General features: G+C 32.6%; 17 protein-coding genes. 1 reads left to right on the forward strand and 16 read right to left on the reverse strand.

The window, feature by feature from the left end:
• Positions 1-136: 136 nt before the first annotated feature.
• The 4 genes from P3F81_RS08480 to P3F81_RS08495 all read right to left on the reverse strand — a co-directional run bounded on the left by P3F81_RS08480 (position 137) and on the right by P3F81_RS08495 (position 3862).
• Entirely contained in the window at positions 137-529 is a 393-nt protein-coding gene (locus P3F81_RS08480) for a RidA family protein (protein WP_147669733.1), read from the reverse strand.
• Between the two features lie 24 nt (positions 530-553).
• Positions 554-922: a chorismate mutase gene (aroH, locus tag P3F81_RS08485; RefSeq protein WP_147669732.1), complete on the reverse strand. Its 369-nt coding sequence runs from the start codon at positions 920-922 to the stop codon at positions 554-556.
• A gap of 604 nt (positions 923-1526) precedes the next feature.
• Positions 1527-2891, reverse strand: a complete 1365-nt coding sequence (locus tag P3F81_RS08490) for an aminotransferase class V-fold PLP-dependent enzyme (protein ID WP_147669731.1) — start codon at positions 2889-2891, stop codon at positions 1527-1529.
• A 320-nt stretch (positions 2892-3211) separates the two neighbouring features.
• Entirely contained in the window at positions 3212-3862 is a 651-nt protein-coding gene (locus P3F81_RS08495; RefSeq protein ID WP_147669730.1) for an HAD hydrolase-like protein, read from the reverse strand.
• A gap of 218 nt (positions 3863-4080) precedes the next feature.
• Here P3F81_RS08495 and P3F81_RS08500 point away from each other — a divergent pair, with 218 nt between their 5' ends.
• On the forward strand, positions 4081-5175 hold the full coding sequence (locus P3F81_RS08500; protein ID WP_147669729.1) for a two-component system sensor histidine kinase NtrB: 1095 nt from the start codon (positions 4081-4083) through the stop codon (positions 5173-5175).
• A 491-nt stretch (positions 5176-5666) separates the two neighbouring features.
• Here the strand turns inward: P3F81_RS08500 and P3F81_RS08505 are convergent, their stop codons facing one another.
• The 12 genes from P3F81_RS08505 to potA form a co-directional block, all read right to left on the reverse strand.
• Positions 5667-7286, reverse strand: a complete 1620-nt coding sequence (locus tag P3F81_RS08505; protein WP_147669728.1) for an ABC-F family ATP-binding cassette domain-containing protein — start codon at positions 7284-7286, stop codon at positions 5667-5669.
• 124 nt (positions 7287-7410) lie between these two features.
• Positions 7411-8145 (reverse strand): DUF169 domain-containing protein, encoded by a 735-nt coding sequence (locus P3F81_RS08510; protein WP_147669727.1) that lies wholly within the window; start codon positions 8143-8145, stop codon positions 7411-7413.
• A gap of 268 nt (positions 8146-8413) precedes the next feature.
• Positions 8414-8551, reverse strand: coding sequence for a hypothetical protein (locus P3F81_RS08515; protein ID WP_309320311.1), 138 nt, complete (start codon positions 8549-8551; stop codon positions 8414-8416).
• Between the two features lie 30 nt (positions 8552-8581).
• Entirely contained in the window at positions 8582-8752 is a 171-nt protein-coding gene (locus P3F81_RS08520; protein ID WP_309320313.1) for a hypothetical protein, read from the reverse strand.
• A gap of 108 nt (positions 8753-8860) precedes the next feature.
• Positions 8861-10330, reverse strand: coding sequence for a class I adenylate-forming enzyme family protein (locus P3F81_RS08525; RefSeq protein ID WP_147669726.1), 1470 nt, complete (start codon positions 10328-10330; stop codon positions 8861-8863).
• A 286-nt stretch (positions 10331-10616) separates the two neighbouring features.
• Entirely contained in the window at positions 10617-12926 is a 2310-nt protein-coding gene (locus P3F81_RS08530; protein ID WP_309320317.1) for a diguanylate cyclase domain-containing protein, read from the reverse strand.
• Between the two features lie 197 nt (positions 12927-13123).
• Positions 13124-14461 (reverse strand): MATE family efflux transporter, encoded by a 1338-nt coding sequence (locus tag P3F81_RS08535; protein ID WP_147669724.1) that lies wholly within the window; start codon positions 14459-14461, stop codon positions 13124-13126.
• A gap of 22 nt (positions 14462-14483) precedes the next feature.
• Complete coding sequence (locus P3F81_RS08540) at positions 14484-14681, reverse strand: hypothetical protein (RefSeq protein ID WP_147669723.1); 198 nt, start codon at positions 14679-14681, stop codon at positions 14484-14486.
• A 149-nt stretch (positions 14682-14830) separates the two neighbouring features.
• Positions 14831-15886 (reverse strand): ABC transporter substrate-binding protein, encoded by a 1056-nt coding sequence (locus P3F81_RS08545; RefSeq protein WP_309320319.1) that lies wholly within the window; start codon positions 15884-15886, stop codon positions 14831-14833.
• Positions 15887-15888: 2 nt separating this feature from the next.
• Entirely contained in the window at positions 15889-16674 is a 786-nt protein-coding gene (locus P3F81_RS08550; RefSeq protein WP_147669962.1) for an ABC transporter permease, read from the reverse strand.
• A complete protein-coding gene (locus P3F81_RS08555) occupies positions 16674-17495 on the reverse strand; it encodes an ABC transporter permease (RefSeq protein WP_147669721.1) in 822 nt (273 codons plus the stop codon). The genes P3F81_RS08550 and P3F81_RS08555 overlap by 1 nt, the downstream gene beginning before the upstream one ends.
• The gene (gene potA / locus P3F81_RS08560; RefSeq protein WP_147669720.1) at positions 17495-18547 is read right to left on the reverse strand and encodes a spermidine/putrescine ABC transporter ATP-binding protein; all 1053 of its coding nucleotides are present in this window, start codon (positions 18545-18547) and stop codon (positions 17495-17497) included. Before potA ends, P3F81_RS08555 begins: the two co-directional genes overlap by 1 nt.
• Between the last annotated feature and the right edge of the window lie 150 nt (positions 18548-18697).

Consider the following 18697-nt stretch of genomic DNA (forward strand, 5'->3'; position numbering starts at 1 on the left):
ACCGTGACAAAGATCTATTACTCATAAAAAATAACCGTCTTTCCAAAGGGATGACAGTTATTTTCAAAATATCACGCAATGAAATTTTTTTAATAATTCGAATCGAATTTCTTATGATAATTATGTCATTTCTTTATTAATAAGAATATTCTCCCATAGTCGCAATAAGCTCAATTTCAACTAATGCACCTTTTGGCAGGTTACTAACTTCAACACATGCCCTAGCTGGACATTGTTCTCTAAAATAATTTGCATAAACTGTATTCATCGCTACAAAATCATTAATATTTTTTAAAAATACAGTTGTTTTCACCACATTTTCAAAACCAATTCCAGCGTCATTTAAAATTGCTTTTAAGTTTTCTAAAGATTGCCTTGTTTGAACATCTACTCCGCCTTCAACAATCTCACCACTTTCTGGATTGATTGGAATTTGTCCTGATACAAATAAAAAACCATTTGATTTAATTGCTTGCGAATATGGTCCAATAGCCGCTGGGGCACATTTAGAATGTACAACTTTTTTCACTATTTCATCACTCCTTATCATGAATTAATCTAATATATTCTTTGCTAAATCCGGTCTTAAACAGTTAGATTCTCCTAAATATACATGAGCAATTTCCTCTTGTTTTTTATCTGTATTTACCAATAAAAGAACTCTCACACACATATCTAGACCATTTTCAACATCAAGTTCTTGCGTGCCAAACAAAGGAACTAAATTCCAACCAATTTTTCGCGCTGCCGCTGCTGGGAAAGCAGCATTTAAATCTGGTGTTGCACTAAAAATAGCAGCTCCAATATCAGATAACGCTAAATCATTTTTTTCTACTAATTGATTCAATAGATCTTGTACAGCTTCAAAAATTATTTCTTTTTTATTTTCACCTACAGTAATTGCGCCCCGTATCCCTTGCAAAAGTCAAACCTCCTAAAAATAAAAGCTTACACTATTTTTATTCGCACTATTTGTCAAAAATCCTATCAGCTTTACAAAATATTTCTTAAATCCTTTCTAACGCACTTTTAATATATGGACTACTTGTACATTTTTTATTAAATCTTTCATCATACTATAATCAATATTTCAATGTTATAATAAGCAAAGCTTCAGCCAATATTTTTATTTTAACTAAAAACATAGTCGCAATCTAAGTCTCTATAAACCCCTAGTTTTCACCAAAAACCAAGACATGTAAAGTGCTGAACTAAAAGCTTTGATTTGGTACAAAAGACTTAAATTTTTAGATAACCAACTTAGCTAGTAAATAAAATTACGATTAAAAAAGCCTAGCAGATAGCTAGGCTTTAATTTATTTTTACAAATACAGGAGTTTTTATGACAAATAATTTAAAAAAACATTTAGCTTTTTTACCTTAATAAAAAATGGCAATCCTTCCACAAATTTTCTCAATCAACGGAATATGGCTTGTTGTACCGTTTGCGGATTTATGCACATTTATCCTTGCTTATTATTTCATTCGAAAATACAACATCTTGCAAGGCTATCTAAAAGAATAGCTTATGGTAGCTGCCGACATAATGGATGTAATAACTTATTTTCCTTCTGCTCATATATTTTTTTGTATTTCTTTTTATAGTAGCTAATATTTTCTGCAATTCGGCAAACGTGCTGGATAAGTTTATCCGCCTCTTGATATGTGTTATATATCCCCAAACTTACTCTAACTAAACCCGGAAAATTTACTTGCGGATTCTGCCGATACCATTCAATATCCGCCTTGCTTAATCCCAACAGTTTCTGAACATATGGATGTGCACAAAATAATCCGCTACGTACAGCAATTCCACCTTCATAAGAAAGAATTTTCGCAATCAAACGATGCTCTATTTCTGGAAGTGTAAATGCAATGATACTAACTTTATCCTTGCATTCCCTAGGGCATCCATACAACCCAATTCCCTTTATTTTTCGGAGTCCTTTAATAATATACGTAATCAGATCTTGTTCATATTCATGAACCTCTTCCATATCCAGCTTTTGCAGGCAATGAATCGCAGCTAACAGAGCTGCCACCCCCATAACATTTGGCGTCCCTGCTTCCTCTTTATAAGGAGGTTTATCCCAATCAACAAAATCATGGGTAACAAGTGTTACAGCTCCACCACCTTTTGTGTTTGGTTGGCAGTGAGTAAATATTTCTGGTTTTCCAATCAGCGCTCCAGAACCAAAAGGTGCATACATTTTATGCGCCGAAAAAGCTAGATAATCAATTCCTTCTTCTTTCATATGAATCTCACGATGTGGAACCAATTGAGCTCCATCAATCAAAAGCTCAGCTCCATACCGATGTACTAAGTAACTGATTTGTGGAATGGAGTTAATATAGCCTGTAACATTAGAAGCTCCAGTGACCGCAACCAATCGAACATTTCCTTGGTATCCTTTTAATTTATACTCCAGATCATTTAAATCAAGTTTCCCCTCATGATTTATCCTCACATAGTCCATCGCAAAACTACTACGCCAAGGTAAATCATTTGCTAAATGCTCCATATCCGTACTAAGCACAATTTTTCCTTCTGCCTGATAACGCAATGCATTTGCGACAATATTAATTGCTTCTGTCGTATTCTTTGTATAAATTACAATATCATCACAATCAGCGCCTACAAACTTTTTGATAAGTTTTCTACCATTTTCAAATAAATCCGAGGATAAAATTGATTTATATCCTGTCCCTCGATGAATAGATGAGTACCATGGTGCAAAATCATTTAACTCTTTTAATACACTTTTAAAAGGTGGTGTTGTCGCCGCATTGTCAAAATTTATTCCAACTACTTCAGAACCATCAAGTAAAGGAATACATTCATCTACTCCTGCAACTAAGCGACGAAATTTTTGTTCAGGATTTTTCTTCATACTTTCATACCTCAACTACAGATTATTTATTTCTATAAAGTAGACTAGATTCGGATAAAGACTAGCTACTTTATAACCTAGCCACTCTTATCCTAGAACTTAGCCACTCTTAACTATCATTAATAAAAAATAGGATTTTTATAAGCAATTCATACTAAAAATTTTTATATGAATCCGTATTTCGCTAATTTGAGTGGAATAGCCCTCAGATAAAAACAACCTAATAAAATAAATTTCCTTTCAGTTTATGAGTATATAAGAAAAAAAAGAATAATAAACTCCATTTAATTCATTATTCTTGATGAAATTTATGTATAAAATCAATGTAGCAATAGTAATTTTTCCAGCTCTTTTACAGAATGAATAAGATAATCAGCATTTGCAGCTTTCAATTCAGCTTCTCCCCCAAAGCCATAAGTAACACCAATAGAATCAATACCATTTGCTTTGGCTCCGATAATATCATGTTCACGATCACCAACCATTACGACTTCCTTTAAATTCACATGGGGCAGCTGTTGTAAATCGAATGCAATAACTTCCGCTTTATTTATTCTCGTCCCGTCAAGATTACTCCCCGATATTGTATGAAAAAATTTTGTTAATTCATATCGTTCTAAAATAATTTTCGCTTGCACAGTAGGTTTTGCCGTTGCCAATAAAACAATTTTACCCGCTTGAGATAAATTTTTAATTAATTTATCAACTCCTTCATATAAAGTATTTTCTAAAATTCCAATTTTATCAAATCTTTCCCGATAGAAATGAATAGCCTTCCATCCGTCTTCCATATTCATCCCATATAGATTACAATAGGTTTCCAATAATGAGGGTCCAATGCAGCGTCGTAGTTTTTCTGTATCACTTTCTACTATTCCCATCTTTTTTAAAGAGTATTGCAGACATCTTACAATTCCCAGTTCAGAATCTATTAAAGTGCCATCTAAGTCAAATAAAATTATATTATACATATTTATTACCTCCAAGAGCTACAATTGATTTGATTATATACTATTATTACATTAAAGTATATTATATACTTTTCAGTCTATTATCTGGGAATACAATTAAATCGAAAAAAAACTGGTAAAAAAACAAAAAAATAAAAAAGGTATTTATTGCCACGTGTGGTATATAATATATTTGTGTGCAATTTGTAAAATAAATTTACGTTGGGAGATTACATTTAATGAGCAGTGCAATGATAAATGAACTTTGGGAATCCACTGACGATTTCTATACTCAAGCTTTTGAACATAATCCAACCGCATTACTTGTTATTGATGACGATATCAAAGTACTCCAAGTAAATGCGGCCTACGAAAAATTATTCCAAGTAAAACGCAAATTCATTATCGGAAAGAAGTTCCAATCGCCTATTCTTTCTAGCGATTGCTATCAACATTTACTTTATAATCATCGTCAGCGATATATTAATCCTGGTAGTGTACCTTCCCAATACATAATTGATTTAAAATTTAAAGATAATAGAAGTTTGACTGTATATATATCTGTTACAGTTCTTCCGAACCGCCAAAGCATAATTTCTATTTTAAATATGACTTCAGTACAAATTCTTCAGCCAAGATCCTTTAGCAGTGAAAAAAATCTTGAAACAGAGTACTCCTATATTGAAAATCTAAAAACTACTAGTGAATTGGCAGCTAGTGTTGGTCATGAGATTCGTAATCCAATGACTTCAATTCGTGGATTTTTGCAAATGATGCAAAAGAAATCCGAATATAATCAACATAAAACTTTTTTTGATCTTATGATTGAAGAACTTGATCGTGCAAATACAATCATTACCGAATATCTTCTATTAGCTCGCAGTAAACCAATGAAACCTAATGCGGAGAACCTAAATGACTTAATCACTCGTATTATGCCTTTGTTAAAAACAAGCGTGACAATTATTAATCAAGATATCAATACAGATTTAAATGAAATTCCTAAATTCTTAATGAATGGGAAAGAAATTCGTCAGCTTATTTTAAATTTTGTTCGCAATGCATTAGAAGCTATGCCAAACGGCGGCGAAGTAAAAATCACTACAAAATTAGAAAATGAAAATACAGTGTTACTATCAATCAGTGATCAAGGATTAGGAATTCCTCCCGAAATTATCAAGAAAATTGGTACGCCATTTTTTACAACAAAAGAAAATGGAACCGGGTTAGGTTTAGCAATTTGCTATAATATCGCAATCAAACATAACGCTACTATAAATATTGACTCCTCTGAAAATGGTACGACTTTCTATATTCGGTTTCAATTAAAATAGCTATCATTTCCTTTCTTTTTGTATAAATTCATTGTTAAAATAATTGCTTGCGTAGTCATATAACAAATGACTATATCAGTTATCAAAAAAATTTTTTTTTTTAGCCAAGAAAAGGATACGATTTTCTAGAAATAGAATCGTATCCTTTTTAACATCATAGAATAAAATTTTTGCAAATATGTCGAAAAGAATTATATAATATTCTGAGGAAAGGCTATGCTATCATGCCTGCAAATTCATTTGCAGACTATCAGATGTCTTAGACCCCATCATTGATAAAACTACCAAACTGAATATTTTCTTCTTTGAATTAGTAAGCTTCTTTCTATGCTTCTTATGACCATTCCATCATACTTCAGGTACGCTTTGCTGCATGACTTTACTCCATATTTTCTTATCATTCATAAAAAATTCTTTAACATCTAATACAATAATTGCATAATAAGTAAAAAAGAACCTCGAAGCAAAGAATCATCTTCGAGGTTCTCATTTTAATTTTTATATTTTTCTTTTTGTTGTTTTTTTACTTCTGCATTTTCTAAATATTCATCGTAAGTCATCGTTCTATCAATTAATCCATTTGGCGTAATTTCGATGATACGATTTGCAATCGTTTGAATAAATTCATGGTCATGCGATACGAAAAGCATCGTGCCCGTAAACGCAATAAGCCCATTATTCAAAGATGTAATAGATTCCAAATCAAGATGATTTGTTGGTTCATCTAATAGCAATACGTTTGAGCCACTCAGCATCATCTTAGAAAGCATACAACGAACTTTTTCTCCCCCTGAAAGTACAGATGCTTCTTTTAGTGATTCTTCTCCGGAAAATAACATTCTGCCTAAAAAGCCACGAATAAAGGATTCATCTTGGTCAACAGAATATTGACGAAGCCAATCTACCAAATTTAAATGCACGCCATCAAAATAAGCGGAATTATCTTTTGGCAAGTATGCCTGCGTTGTAGTAATTCCCCATTTAAATTCACCAGCGTCCGCTTCCATTTCACCCATAAGAATTTTAAACAACGTCGTCTTTGCCAACCCATCTGAACCTACAAATGCAATTTTGTCGCCTTTATTTACAAAGAAGCTGACGTTATCAAGTACTTTTTCACCATCAATAACTTTCGTTAAACCTTCAACTTGTAACAATTGATTGCCGGCTTCGCGCTCTGGTTTAAATGCGATATATGGATAACGGCGCGTTGATGGTTTAATATCATCAAGCGTAATTTTTTCTAATAATTTTTTACGAGACGTTGCCTGTTTAGACTTTGATGCGTTTGCACTGAAGCGTTGAATAAACGTTTGCAAATCTTTCATCTTTTCTTCTTTTTTCTTATTTGCATCTTTTGCCAATTGTAATGCTAACTGACTAGATTCTAGCCAAAAATCATAGTTACCAACATACAGTTGAATACCTTCAAAATCAACATCGGCAATATGCGTACATACTTGATTTAAAAAATGACGATCATGTGATACAACGATAACTGTATTTTCAAAATTTGCCAAGAAATCTTCCAACCAATTAATGGATTCAATATCAAGATGATTTGTCGGTTCATCCAATAATAAAATATCAGGATTACCAAATAAAGCCTGTGCTAATAATACACGTACTTTCTCTTTCCCACTCAAATCCGCCATTTTTTGTGTATGAAGTTCCTCTGGAATTCCAAGGCCATTTAATAAACGAGCTGCTTCTGGCTCTGCTTCCCAGCCATCTAATTCAGCAAACTCACATTCCAGTTCTGAAACACGCATACCATCTTCATCAGAAAATTCAGGTTTTGCATAAATTTCATCTTTTTCATCCATAATTTCGACTAAACGTTTATGCCCCATAATTACTGTACGCAAAACTTCATATTCATCAAATTCATAATGGTTTTGTTTTAATACTGCCAATCTTTCGCCAGGCGTAATGTCTACCGTACCTTTTGTCGGTTCAATATCACCAGCTAATAATTTCAAAAATGTAGATTTACCAGCACCATTTGCACCAATCACACCATAACAATTTCCAGGTGTAAATTTTATGCTTACATCTTTAAATAATATTCTTTTCCCAAATTGTAAAGTTAAACCACTCGTACTAATCATATGTTACTTAATCAATCCTTTTTCTATATTATCATATTTTATTAACCATTCAAAAAACCATACCATAGCTCATTATTCTATCATATTATATGAGTCTAGTCTAATAAATTCTGTAAATCTACAATTAAATTCGCTTCGCTATTTTTCCCCAATCTTCTTTATCTAAAAAAGACCCTGCTGAATTTTTTTCCATCTCTTGAAACATTTCAAAAGGAACTGTAAAAGAAAGTGTTTCAGCAGGAACAATTGGGCGTGCCGTTATATCTGTCATACCAATAACCGCTTTAGGTAACGATTTTTTCCCTTGTGCATACGGCAATAGACAGATAGATTGGCACCCCGCCGCAAATGGAATCACAACATTATCATTTGTCTCCCTATTATAATTTGCCAAAACAACTAATGCTGAAAGCTGATCCGGATTTGCATACATGCAAACTAAAGCTGGCTTTTCCGCTGCACAATCAACATCTTTTAACGGTTTGAAAATAACATACTCTGCTTCAATATCTGTATACGGAAGCGAATCAACAAAAGCTTTGGCTAATTCCGGCGTTTTTATATAACCTTCGCCTGCTGGATAGCCTTCGCCCCGACCCGTTGAAAGGAAATAATCAATACCACCTGGCATTAAATGATACTGATTGCCAAAGCAAATTCCTGCCATGCCACCGACACAGCCAGCAGTTTTACGATCAAATACCGCCGTTTTTCCTTTTGTGGCCGCAGTCAAAAGTGCAATTACGCAAGCGCGTTTTCCTTCTTGAAACTGCATTGCTTCCTTTGGCTTTTCATTACTAAACAAAATTGCAACTGGAGAATACTTTAATTTGAGTTTTTCTACTAATTGACTATTCATATCTCCCACTCCCATAAAATCATTTTTTAAGAAAAAAGAGACTAATTCAGCAGTAGCCAGACCAGTCTCATTGTATATAGGTTTACCTATGAATAATTAAATTAAATACATTCTCTACATCTTCTCGAAAATATTCAGTTTTATTTATAAAATTCGCGCAAAACTTCAAAATTCCTCTTCTTTTTTATATCGCATTAAATTATATCTGCAATTTCACGTTTTCCAACTTGCAAAGTTGGAATAAGGGACGATTCTCTTGGTTGCAAACTTATGTCATTAAAATTATATTTTTAACCTTTTTAATCGCTTTTTCATCAGTAACTTGATAACGAATTGTTCGTCGTTCTCCAAAATGTTTTTCTGCTAAATTTCTATTTATCATTACTTGAATACCTTTTTTCTGCACCTCTTTTACTTCAATAAGAAAATCAAAGGTTTATCTGACAATAAGTTTTGCCTGATGAGTCGGCAAAATAGTTATCAATTGTTCTTGTTGTACTACGTAAAGAACAGTAAAAGAAAGTTCTGGATTCACTGCCATATACCAAAGCTGTCTAAGAGGTAAGAATTGCTTTACATAATTTTTTCTTAGTTTTATTTTTATCATGAAATAAAATCCTCCTTAACATTTGTACGTTCATCATACAACTTAAGGAGGATTTTTTGTTATTATCATGTTAAATTTTTATAAATCAAAAAAATTTGTTTTTTCTTCTCACGATAATAATCTTTTTAATATTTTTCCAGTCTGACTTTTAGGGAAATGATCGACAATATGAATTTCCCTTGGTACTTTATAAATCGCCAGATTTCGCTGCAAATAATCCTTTACTTCTTTTTTATCAATGACTACACCATCCGCAGGAACGATATAAGCAACTACAGCCTGTCCTCGCAATTTATCTTCCCTACCAACAACAGCAGCTTCCATTACTCCATCATACGTATACAAGACCTCTTCAATTTCGCGCGGATAAACATTTTCTCCACTACTAATTAACATATCTTTCAACCGATCAACAATAAAAATAAATCCATCTTCATCTTGATATGCAATATCTCCTGTATGCAGCCATCCATCTGGTTTTAGTGCAGCCTTTGTAGCCTCAGGCAAATGATAATAGCCTTTCATTACATTATCACCTCGAACGATTAATTCACCGACTTCACCCCGAGACACCCCTTTTCCATTGGCATCAATAATTTTAACTTCGATGTCTGGTAATGGACAACCAATAGATCCCAAACGATATTTATTTTTCGTATTTACCGCGACAACAGGTGACGCTTCCGATAATCCATATCCTTCTAAAATTGTTAAGTTAAATTTTTTCGCAAAATCTGTAGCAATTTTTATTGGCAAAGATGTTCCCCCAACGATAAAAGTATGAACATTTGCCAAAGCTTCTGTCGGAGCTGTACGGGTAAGTATATTACAAATCGCCGGAACAGCATAAATTAAGTTGACATCAAACTTTTGTATTGCAACAACTGTTTCTTTTGGATTAAATGCATCTAAAATAGTAATTCTAGCTTTTGAATACAATGGATTTAATACTGCGCAAGTCCACGCAAAACAATGATACATCGGAAGTACACACAAAACATTATCATTTTCATTAATTCCAATTGCCTGTTTAAACATTCGAGCATTACTCACCTGATTTTTATGAGTAAGCATCGCACCCTTTGGATTTCCTGTTGTTCCTGAAGTATAAATAATAACACAGACCTCATCTTCCGTAAACGATTCCGGCAAACTCGGTGCAGGAACATATTTCCCTTTAATTTTTGCTTTGACTTCAATATCAGTTAACAACATTTTTTTCACTGGAAATTTATACTGATAAAATTCTAGTTCTTCTTTAATCTCAACTTCAACATCACTAATAAAAAACTTCATTTCTGCATCTTGAACAATATAAGCAATTTCACGTGCAGTAAGTTGAAAGTTGATCGGGACAACAACTGCTCCTAAACTTACAATTGCCATATATGCATAAATATAATACGCAGAATTTTTAGAAAGCACTCCGACATTATCACCTCTACGAATGCCTATTGAATATAAATAATTACGATACTCCTCTACGCTTATTTGTAAATCTCGATAAGTAATCTTTAGTTCGCCATCAATTGCAACTTTATCTGCTTGCCCTTGGTATATCAGATCTTGTACAAACACTTATTTAATCCCCCTATAATATAGAAATTAGCCAAATACAATCATATTTGGCTAATTAAACTTGCCCCTATTTTTGATAAATAAATTTTATCATATTTCTTTTATTTTCACCAAGCAAAAATTCTCCATCTTATTTTATCCAATGACTATCCTACTTATTTGACGAAATAAATGATTTACACAAAATCAAAAATTTTAATTTTTTCAAGCCAAAATTTTCATATTAAAATATATTAAAAAAATTTTTCAACAAAACCTTACGAGATTATTTATAACATATTTAAAGTCATTCTTGCGTATTTATTTCTTCCGATATTCCAATAGCTTTTATTGGCTGCCCAAATTGATCGAATATATTTGTATACGTAATATGATGCCAAAGATATCTTCCTTGTATATTTCTAATTTTAACTAAACATGTGACTGTTTTTTCTCCATTATATATCTTTTGATGAGCAACTAAATAATCCTTTGCCGTATCGGGATGTATGATTTCTTCTTTAATCAATGAATATGGCGCATCTTTAACTATTAAATCAACATCATATTGCTCAGCTATTTTTTGTGCATTCTTAAACTCATGTTTATTCAAATCAAATTCCCATATATAAGTATGAGTTTTATCTAAAGCAATTCGAAAACGTTCCTCGCTCACTTTTAACTCATCTAACGCCTTCTTAAGTTTCGCAGTCGTTGCTAAACTATCTTTTAATAAAATAATATTTTCTAAAATAGAACTGGTCAGTTTTGCAACACGTTTGGCAGTCTCAATTTCTTCATATGTCCATATGTGTTTTTCCCTTGTGAAAGAAAAAATCACAGCAGCACTCACTTTTTTTTCGCAATAAATTGGCATAGACAACTCTGCTTGAATCCCTTTATTCAAATAAAACTCCCCTAGGTCAAGTGGCAGTAAACTCACATCATTGCAAATCCAAGTTTCACCTTTTTCAACTATTCGAATTGCCCCTTCTTTATATTTACCTAAAAAAGTAAAATAATCTAAATACTCGATTAATTTATTTTTTGCAGACCACTGTGCAAGAATTCTAAACTCCCTAAAATTTACTATCGTTATATTATCAATTTCATAATGCCGCGCTACACAGTCTAATAAAATATTTAACGTATCTATACTTAAACCATTTTCAAACAAAATATTAGGTAGTAAGCTATTAAATTCATCCGTTTCTTTATAAAAGCCTTCAATCCGATGATTTTTCTTTTTCTTTAGTTCAGAAATCATGCTTTTATCATAAATCTTCCATTGATTCTTGCCATTCTTTTTTGCCTGATATTGCGCCTCATCACCAGATCGATAAATTTCTGTAAAAGAACTTCCATCATCAGGTGCAAAGGCGACTCCTAATGAACACGACAAACTAAATTCCGCTTTGCCAAAATTGATAGTATCTGGCATCGCTTTGCATATTTGATCTACCTTCTTTAAAACTTCTTCCCTTGTAGTAAAATAAGAAATAAAAATAGCAAATTCATCTCCACCGAGTCGCCCAATAACACCAAAATTCCCAATAATTGATTTTAGCAATGCTGTAATTTTTTTTAATACATTATCACCATATACATGACCAAAACTATCATTAATCCATTTAAAATCATCTATATCAAGAACAATCAAGGCCATTTCACTTTTAATCTTCTTTAGACGATCTTCTAAGAGCATTTCAAAAGTAACGCGATTATACACCCCTGTTAACTGATCACGTTCAGCACGCTCCCTTAATCCTAATTCATATTGCTTTTTACTATTAATATCTTTTACATACCATCGACAGCACAAATGCCCAGTGTTGCAATCATAAATTAAATTGGCGAAAGATGCCGCCCAAAAATAGTCATTACTCGCTGCATGAAAAGACCGATAGTCAAAAGATAAAATATAATTATTTTCATTTGATGCTAACGCCAAATAATTTATACTTAAATTCTTCAAAAACATCTCGCGGTCACTAGGATAAACAAGCTCATTTGCAACTGCCTCAATTACATCAGAAAAACTTGCACTTTTAGACAAAGATAAGGTTTTTAATATTCTTGGAGCTATTTCTTTTATCGTATTATTAGTTAAATCAAATTCAGCACAAAGAATAGCGTCTGAAATAATGACATCTTGATATTGTTTTTCCTGTAAATATTGAGTCTGTACCTTCATTTTCTCATCAATATCCGTTACAAAACATATATATGCTTCCTTTTCATCCTCCATCTCCATAGGAAAAATTAATAACGACACCCAATGATATTTTTCATCATACCATAATTGACGAAGCTCAATTGAAATAAAAGGTTTCCTATTAGATAAATTTTCTCTAACATTCGTTAATGATACAAATCTTAAAAAACGCTCTTTATCATCAGGATGTATTATTTTACTTGTAGCATTTTTTATTCCTTCATCAATACTCCCATTTTTAATTAAGGTTAAATATTTATTCTGTATATGATAAAGAATCTTATAAGTTCCATCAGTAACATTAATTTCAAATAACTCATGATAAAATTTTTGTACAGCTTTATTGTATTGTTCAAGCATTCGCGGAGTAAAATTTTCAAAATAAGTTACTATTTTTTTCATGCAGATACATCCTTCCACTATGACTAGCATCTATATATAAATGACAAAATTCATTTTTATTTTATAAAATATTACTCATATAGTTTATTATACCATTAATTATTTTTTCTGTATATTTACAATTTCATGCTCTTAAATTAAAGAAAACTCCAGGCTGATTTAATTCGCCTAGAGTTTTACTTAGCTTAATTATTCTACTAGAATTCTTTTTTAAAAAGCTTTTTTAATGTTATATAGTAAGCAATAATCAGTGGGATAGCCGATCCTATCCATGCTAATGGGCTAGCACTCGCTACACCTGCAAACCCAAAAAATTTCGCCATAACCATTGCAGCAAATACCCGCATAATAAGTTCCATAATTCCTGCAACTGTAGGAACTACACTTTTTCCCAACCCTTGCAAAGTATATCGGTAAATAAACAATAATGATAGCACCCAATAAAACACACCATTAATATTTAAATAAACTTGTGCTAAACGAATGACCTCTGTTTCATCATTTCCAACAAAAAAGCTAGTCATCCAGCCTCCAAAGAAGATATTTATCAATGCAATAAAAATACTAAAACCAACCGACATCAATATACATTGATTCACCCCTTGATTAATTCTTTCAATGTTTTTCGCCCCATAATTTTGTGCTGTATAAGCAGCCATTGCCATACCAAATGACATCATCGGCATAATTGCAATCATATCAATTTTTTGTGCTGCTGCAAACGCGGCAATCGCATTTGCTCCCAGATGATTTAGCGCAACTTGTAATACAATTGCACCAACTGCGATAATCGCCGCCTGAAACCCCATAGGAAATCCAATTTTTATGTGATCCCAAAGGATATTCCATTCAACGCGCCAATCAGACTTCTTAACATGTAATATTGGTAAATATTTTATGATATACCAGATGCACAATATTGCTGAAACAGCTTGCGCAACGACAGTAGCAAGAGCAGCTCCTTGAACCCCCATAGAAAATACTAAGATAAAAATCAAATCGAGACCTATATTTAATAAACTCGCTACAATAAGAAAAAATAAAGGCGTTCTGCTATCTCCTAAAGCACGAATCAAATTAGATAACATATTAAATATCATTGTAATTCCTATACCACTATATATTACAACAATAAATTGATAAGCATCCTCAAGAAGTTCTGGTGGAGTTTGCATAGTTTCTAAAAAAAATCGTGCAGTTAGTATACCAAAAATCGTTAAAAATACGGTAAAAGTTAACGTTAAAATTGCACAAGCAACGACACTTTTTCGCACGCCGATTTTATCATTTGCACCATACCGTTGTCCCGTAACAATAGAGAATCCTGAAGTCACTCCGATTAAAAAACCGATCATTAAAAACATTAAGCTTCCAGTAGAACCAACAGCAGCAAGCGCATGAATTCCCAAGGTTCGTCCTACAATTAAGGTATCAATTACAGCATATAATTGTTGGCATATATTTCCTATAATTAGCGGTATTGTAAAGCCTAGAATTAATTTTGCAGGGTTTCCTGCCGTTAAATTTTTTTCCATATATAATCTTCAACCTTTATTTTTATGGTTTCCTACCCTTCTTATTATTACCATTTTGTTTTTTAACTTTCATCATAACGACAATTTTCAAAATAATCCATATCCCATACGTAGACAAACAGAGAATATCTAAAAATTTTAAATTTTGAAAATCCATTCCCAATAATAATATAATACCTAAAATAATTGTAATCCACTCTAACTTAGATAACCTTAGCATAACTAATCTCCTATAAATTCAATAATTTTCTACTATTATATCATAGCTATATCCTGATACAGCTATTTTTCTAAAGCTTTTCCAAAATAAAAACCGTAAGAAAGTTCTTCTTACGGTTTTTACATCAAATGATGCATTTTAGTTAAATATTATCTCGCTGCTTTAATTTCAGTCCATGCTTTATCATATTTTACAAGATTTTTTGATAAATCATCAAATACTTCAGTATTTGCTAAAATTTGATCTCCAGGATATGCTGCAATATCCGCTTGTACATCTGGATCCAAATTCTTTTCTACTTCTGGAATCGGCGTAGCATAACCAATATATTCAACATTTCTTTGTGCAATATCTGGCCTTGATAAGTAGTTGATAAACTCTTCAGCTTCTTTTTTATGTTTTGCTCCTTTTGGAATTACGATAGAATCAAACCATAAATTTGTTCCTTCTTTTGGAATTGCATATTCTAGGTCGGAATTTTTCTCTTTCATGAACATAGCATCGCCAGACCATACCACAGCCATAGCAGCTTCACCAGATATCATCTTATCCTTTACTTCATCAACTACATATGCTAAAACAAGCGGTTTTTGCTCAATTAATTTTAGCTTAGCAGCTTCAATTTCATTATCTTTATCAGTATTTAAAGAATATCCAAGATATTTTAATGTAACACCAATAGAGTCACGAGGACTGTCTACCATTAGAATTTGTTTAGCATATTTCTTATTCCACAAAATTCCCCAACTATCCACTGGCTCTTGTACCATAGTTTTATTATAAATAATACCTACAGTTCCCCACATATAAGGTACAGAATACTCATTTTTCGCATCAAATGCTAAATTCTTAAATTTATCAGAAATGTTTTTATAGTTTGGTACATTGTTATAATCAATTTTTTCTAAAAGATCTTCATTAATCATACGTTTAATCATATAGTCAGAAGGAATTGCAACATCATAATCACTACCACCTGATTTAATTTTCACATACATATCTTCATTTGTCGCAAAAGTATCATAGATAACTTTAATTCCAGTTTCTTTTTCAAAATCTTTGATTACCTCAGGATCAATATAGTCTCCCCAATTATACACTTTTAACTGACGCTGTGCACTTTTTTCGCCACCACAACCAGTTAAAGCTACCACACTAAATACACATAGAGTTATAAAGAATAAAATCTTTGTTAATTTGCCCAATTTCACGCCTCCTTAAAATTCTCTTCATCTTTCGCAATGCGCCTATTAACCGCTAATAATAATATCAAAACAGCAGCAAATAGTAAAGTAGATAACGCGTTAATTGTTGGATGAATTCCCCTTCTCGCCATCGAATAAATTAAAATAGATAAATTATTCACTCCTGACCCCGTCGTAAAAAAGCTAATAACAAAATCATCAATGGACAAAGTAAAAGCAAACAATGCTCCAGTAATAATCCCCGGCATAATCTCCGGTAAAACAACTTTCTTAAACGCATAAGATGGACTGGCTCCTAAATCTAACGCAGCCTCATATAAGCTATTATTAAACTGTTTCAATTTCGGTAAAATTGCCAAAATAACATAGGGAACGTTAAAGACCGTGTGCGCAATCAATAATGAAAAAAATCCTAAGTCCATTTTAACAAAAATAAACAACAACATTAACGAAATTCCTGTTACGATATCAGGATTTAATACTGGTAGATACGTTAAATTCATAACGATATTTTTTTGAATAGGCTTCATATGATTATGAATTGCTAAAGCGGCAACCGTTCCAATAATCGTCGCTAAAATCGCTGATATTACTGCAACAGAGAGTGTGTAATAAAGCGCCGTTAAAATTTCACTATTATTAAATAACTCCTCATACCAGCGCAAAGTAAAGCCGTCCCAGCTGCCTCTAGATTTTGAATCATTAAAAGAGAATATAATGAGTACAAAAATCGGCGCGTACAGAAAGGCAAAGACAATTCCGGTGTAAGATTTTTTAAAAAAATTCATCACCAAAACATCCCTCCCCCTCTATTATCTTTTTCATAGCGTCCCATGAATGCTAAACTGCATAAAATCAAAGCCATCATAACAACGGATAATGATGCTCCAAAATTCCAATCACCAATCGCCAAAAATTGCTGTTCAATTAGGTTTCCTATTAACATATATTGACCACCACCAAGCAAACGTGAAATAACAAATGTAGTGACGGCAGGCATAAACACCATAATCATCCCAGCATAGACTCCTGGTAAGCTTAATGGGAAAGTAATCTTACGAAAAGACGTCAATTTATTTGCTCCAAGATCATCTGCCGCCTCTAGAAGACTCTTATCCAATTTCATTAATACCGAGTAAATAGGCAATATCATAAATGGCAGAAAATTATAAACCATCCCTAAAATAACTGCATAGTCGGTATAAAGAATATTAATTGTAGGTAAATGTAGATTCGTCAAAATAGAGTTAATTAACCCTTTTCTCTCTAAAAGAGTCATCCAAGCGTAAGTACGAAGTAAAAAATTCATCCACATTGGAATAACTACCATTAAAACTAGCATATTACGATACTTTATCGAAGTTTCAGATAAAATTAATGCCATTGGGTAACCAATAATAAAACAAATCACTGTACTAACTAATGCCAAATAAATTGAACGCAACAAAACTTCTAAATAAAGTGGTTCCATTACACGTTTTATATTCTCTAAAGAAAATGTAAATTCATTCGGTAATGTAAAAGCATAAAAGACAATTAATGCTAACGGCACAACTGTAAAAATTGCCATCCATATGTGATACGGATAAGCAATCCAACGTTTTTCCATTAAACTCTCACCTTCTTCATTACATGAATTTCATTTGGTCCAATATTCATTCCAATCGTTGCTCCAATTGGTGCCATTACTGTACTATGCACCATCCAAGCAAACTCGGCCGCTTTTATCATCATCTCATAATGTACTCCTTTAAAAGTAACCGACTCTACCCGACCAACCAACATTCCCGATCCTTGGTCAACAACTTGAATATCCTCTGGACGAACAACAATATCGACAGCTTCATTCTCTTGAAATCCGCCATCAACACAAACAAATTCACGTCCTGCAAAAAACGTCAAACCATCTTTTATCATTTTTCCATCAATAATATTACTTTCACCAATAAAATCAGCAACAAAAGGATTCTTCGGCTCATTATAAATATCTTCCGGATGACCAATTTGCTGAATTCGCCCACCATTCATAATTACAATAGTGTCACTCATAGTTAGAGCTTCTTCTTGATCATGAGTAACATAAATAAAGGTAATGCCAACTCGTTTCTGTATCTTTTTTAATTCAGTCTGCATATCCTTTCGAAGTTTCAAGTCTAATGCACCTAACGGCTCATCTAGCAATAATACCTCTGGCTCATTAATCAAAGCCCTTGCGATAGCAATTCTCTGCTGCTGTCCACCGCTCAAAGAATCAATTTTTCTTTTTTCAAAACCAGAAAGATTAACTAGCGCGAGCATTTCCTTTACTCGTCTTCTAATTTCATCTTTGGATACCTTTTTTATCGTTAAACCAAAAGCCACATTTTCAAATACATTCATATGCGGAAATAATGCATATTTCTGAAAAACTGTATTAATTCTTCGTTTATAAGGTGGAACATGATTAATATCTTTGCCCTCAAAAAGAACTGTTCCTTCCGTTGCTTGTTCAAAGCCAGCAATAATCCTTAACATTGTCGTTTTTCCACAACCACTAGGTCCTAATAAGGTTAGAAACTCATTTTTCCTAATATATAAATTAATCTTATCTAAAACGGTATGATCATCAAATTGTTTAGTAAGATTGACTAAATTGATAATATTTTGCTCATGTTCATGCATCAACTAAATCTGCCTTTCTCTATAAAATTACGCCTGTACCCCGACAAAATCCGGCAGACTACTACATAAATAAAATCACATTTTGCCAATAAAGTCAAGGAATAAAAATTTACAATAAATTAGTTATTTTTTTACGTTCTTCAACTAGTA

Origin of the sequence: Selenobaculum gibii (assembly GCF_030273445.1) — a bacterium.
Taxonomy (GTDB): domain Bacteria; phylum Bacillota; class Negativicutes; order ICN-92133; family ICN-92133; genus Selenobaculum; species Selenobaculum gibii.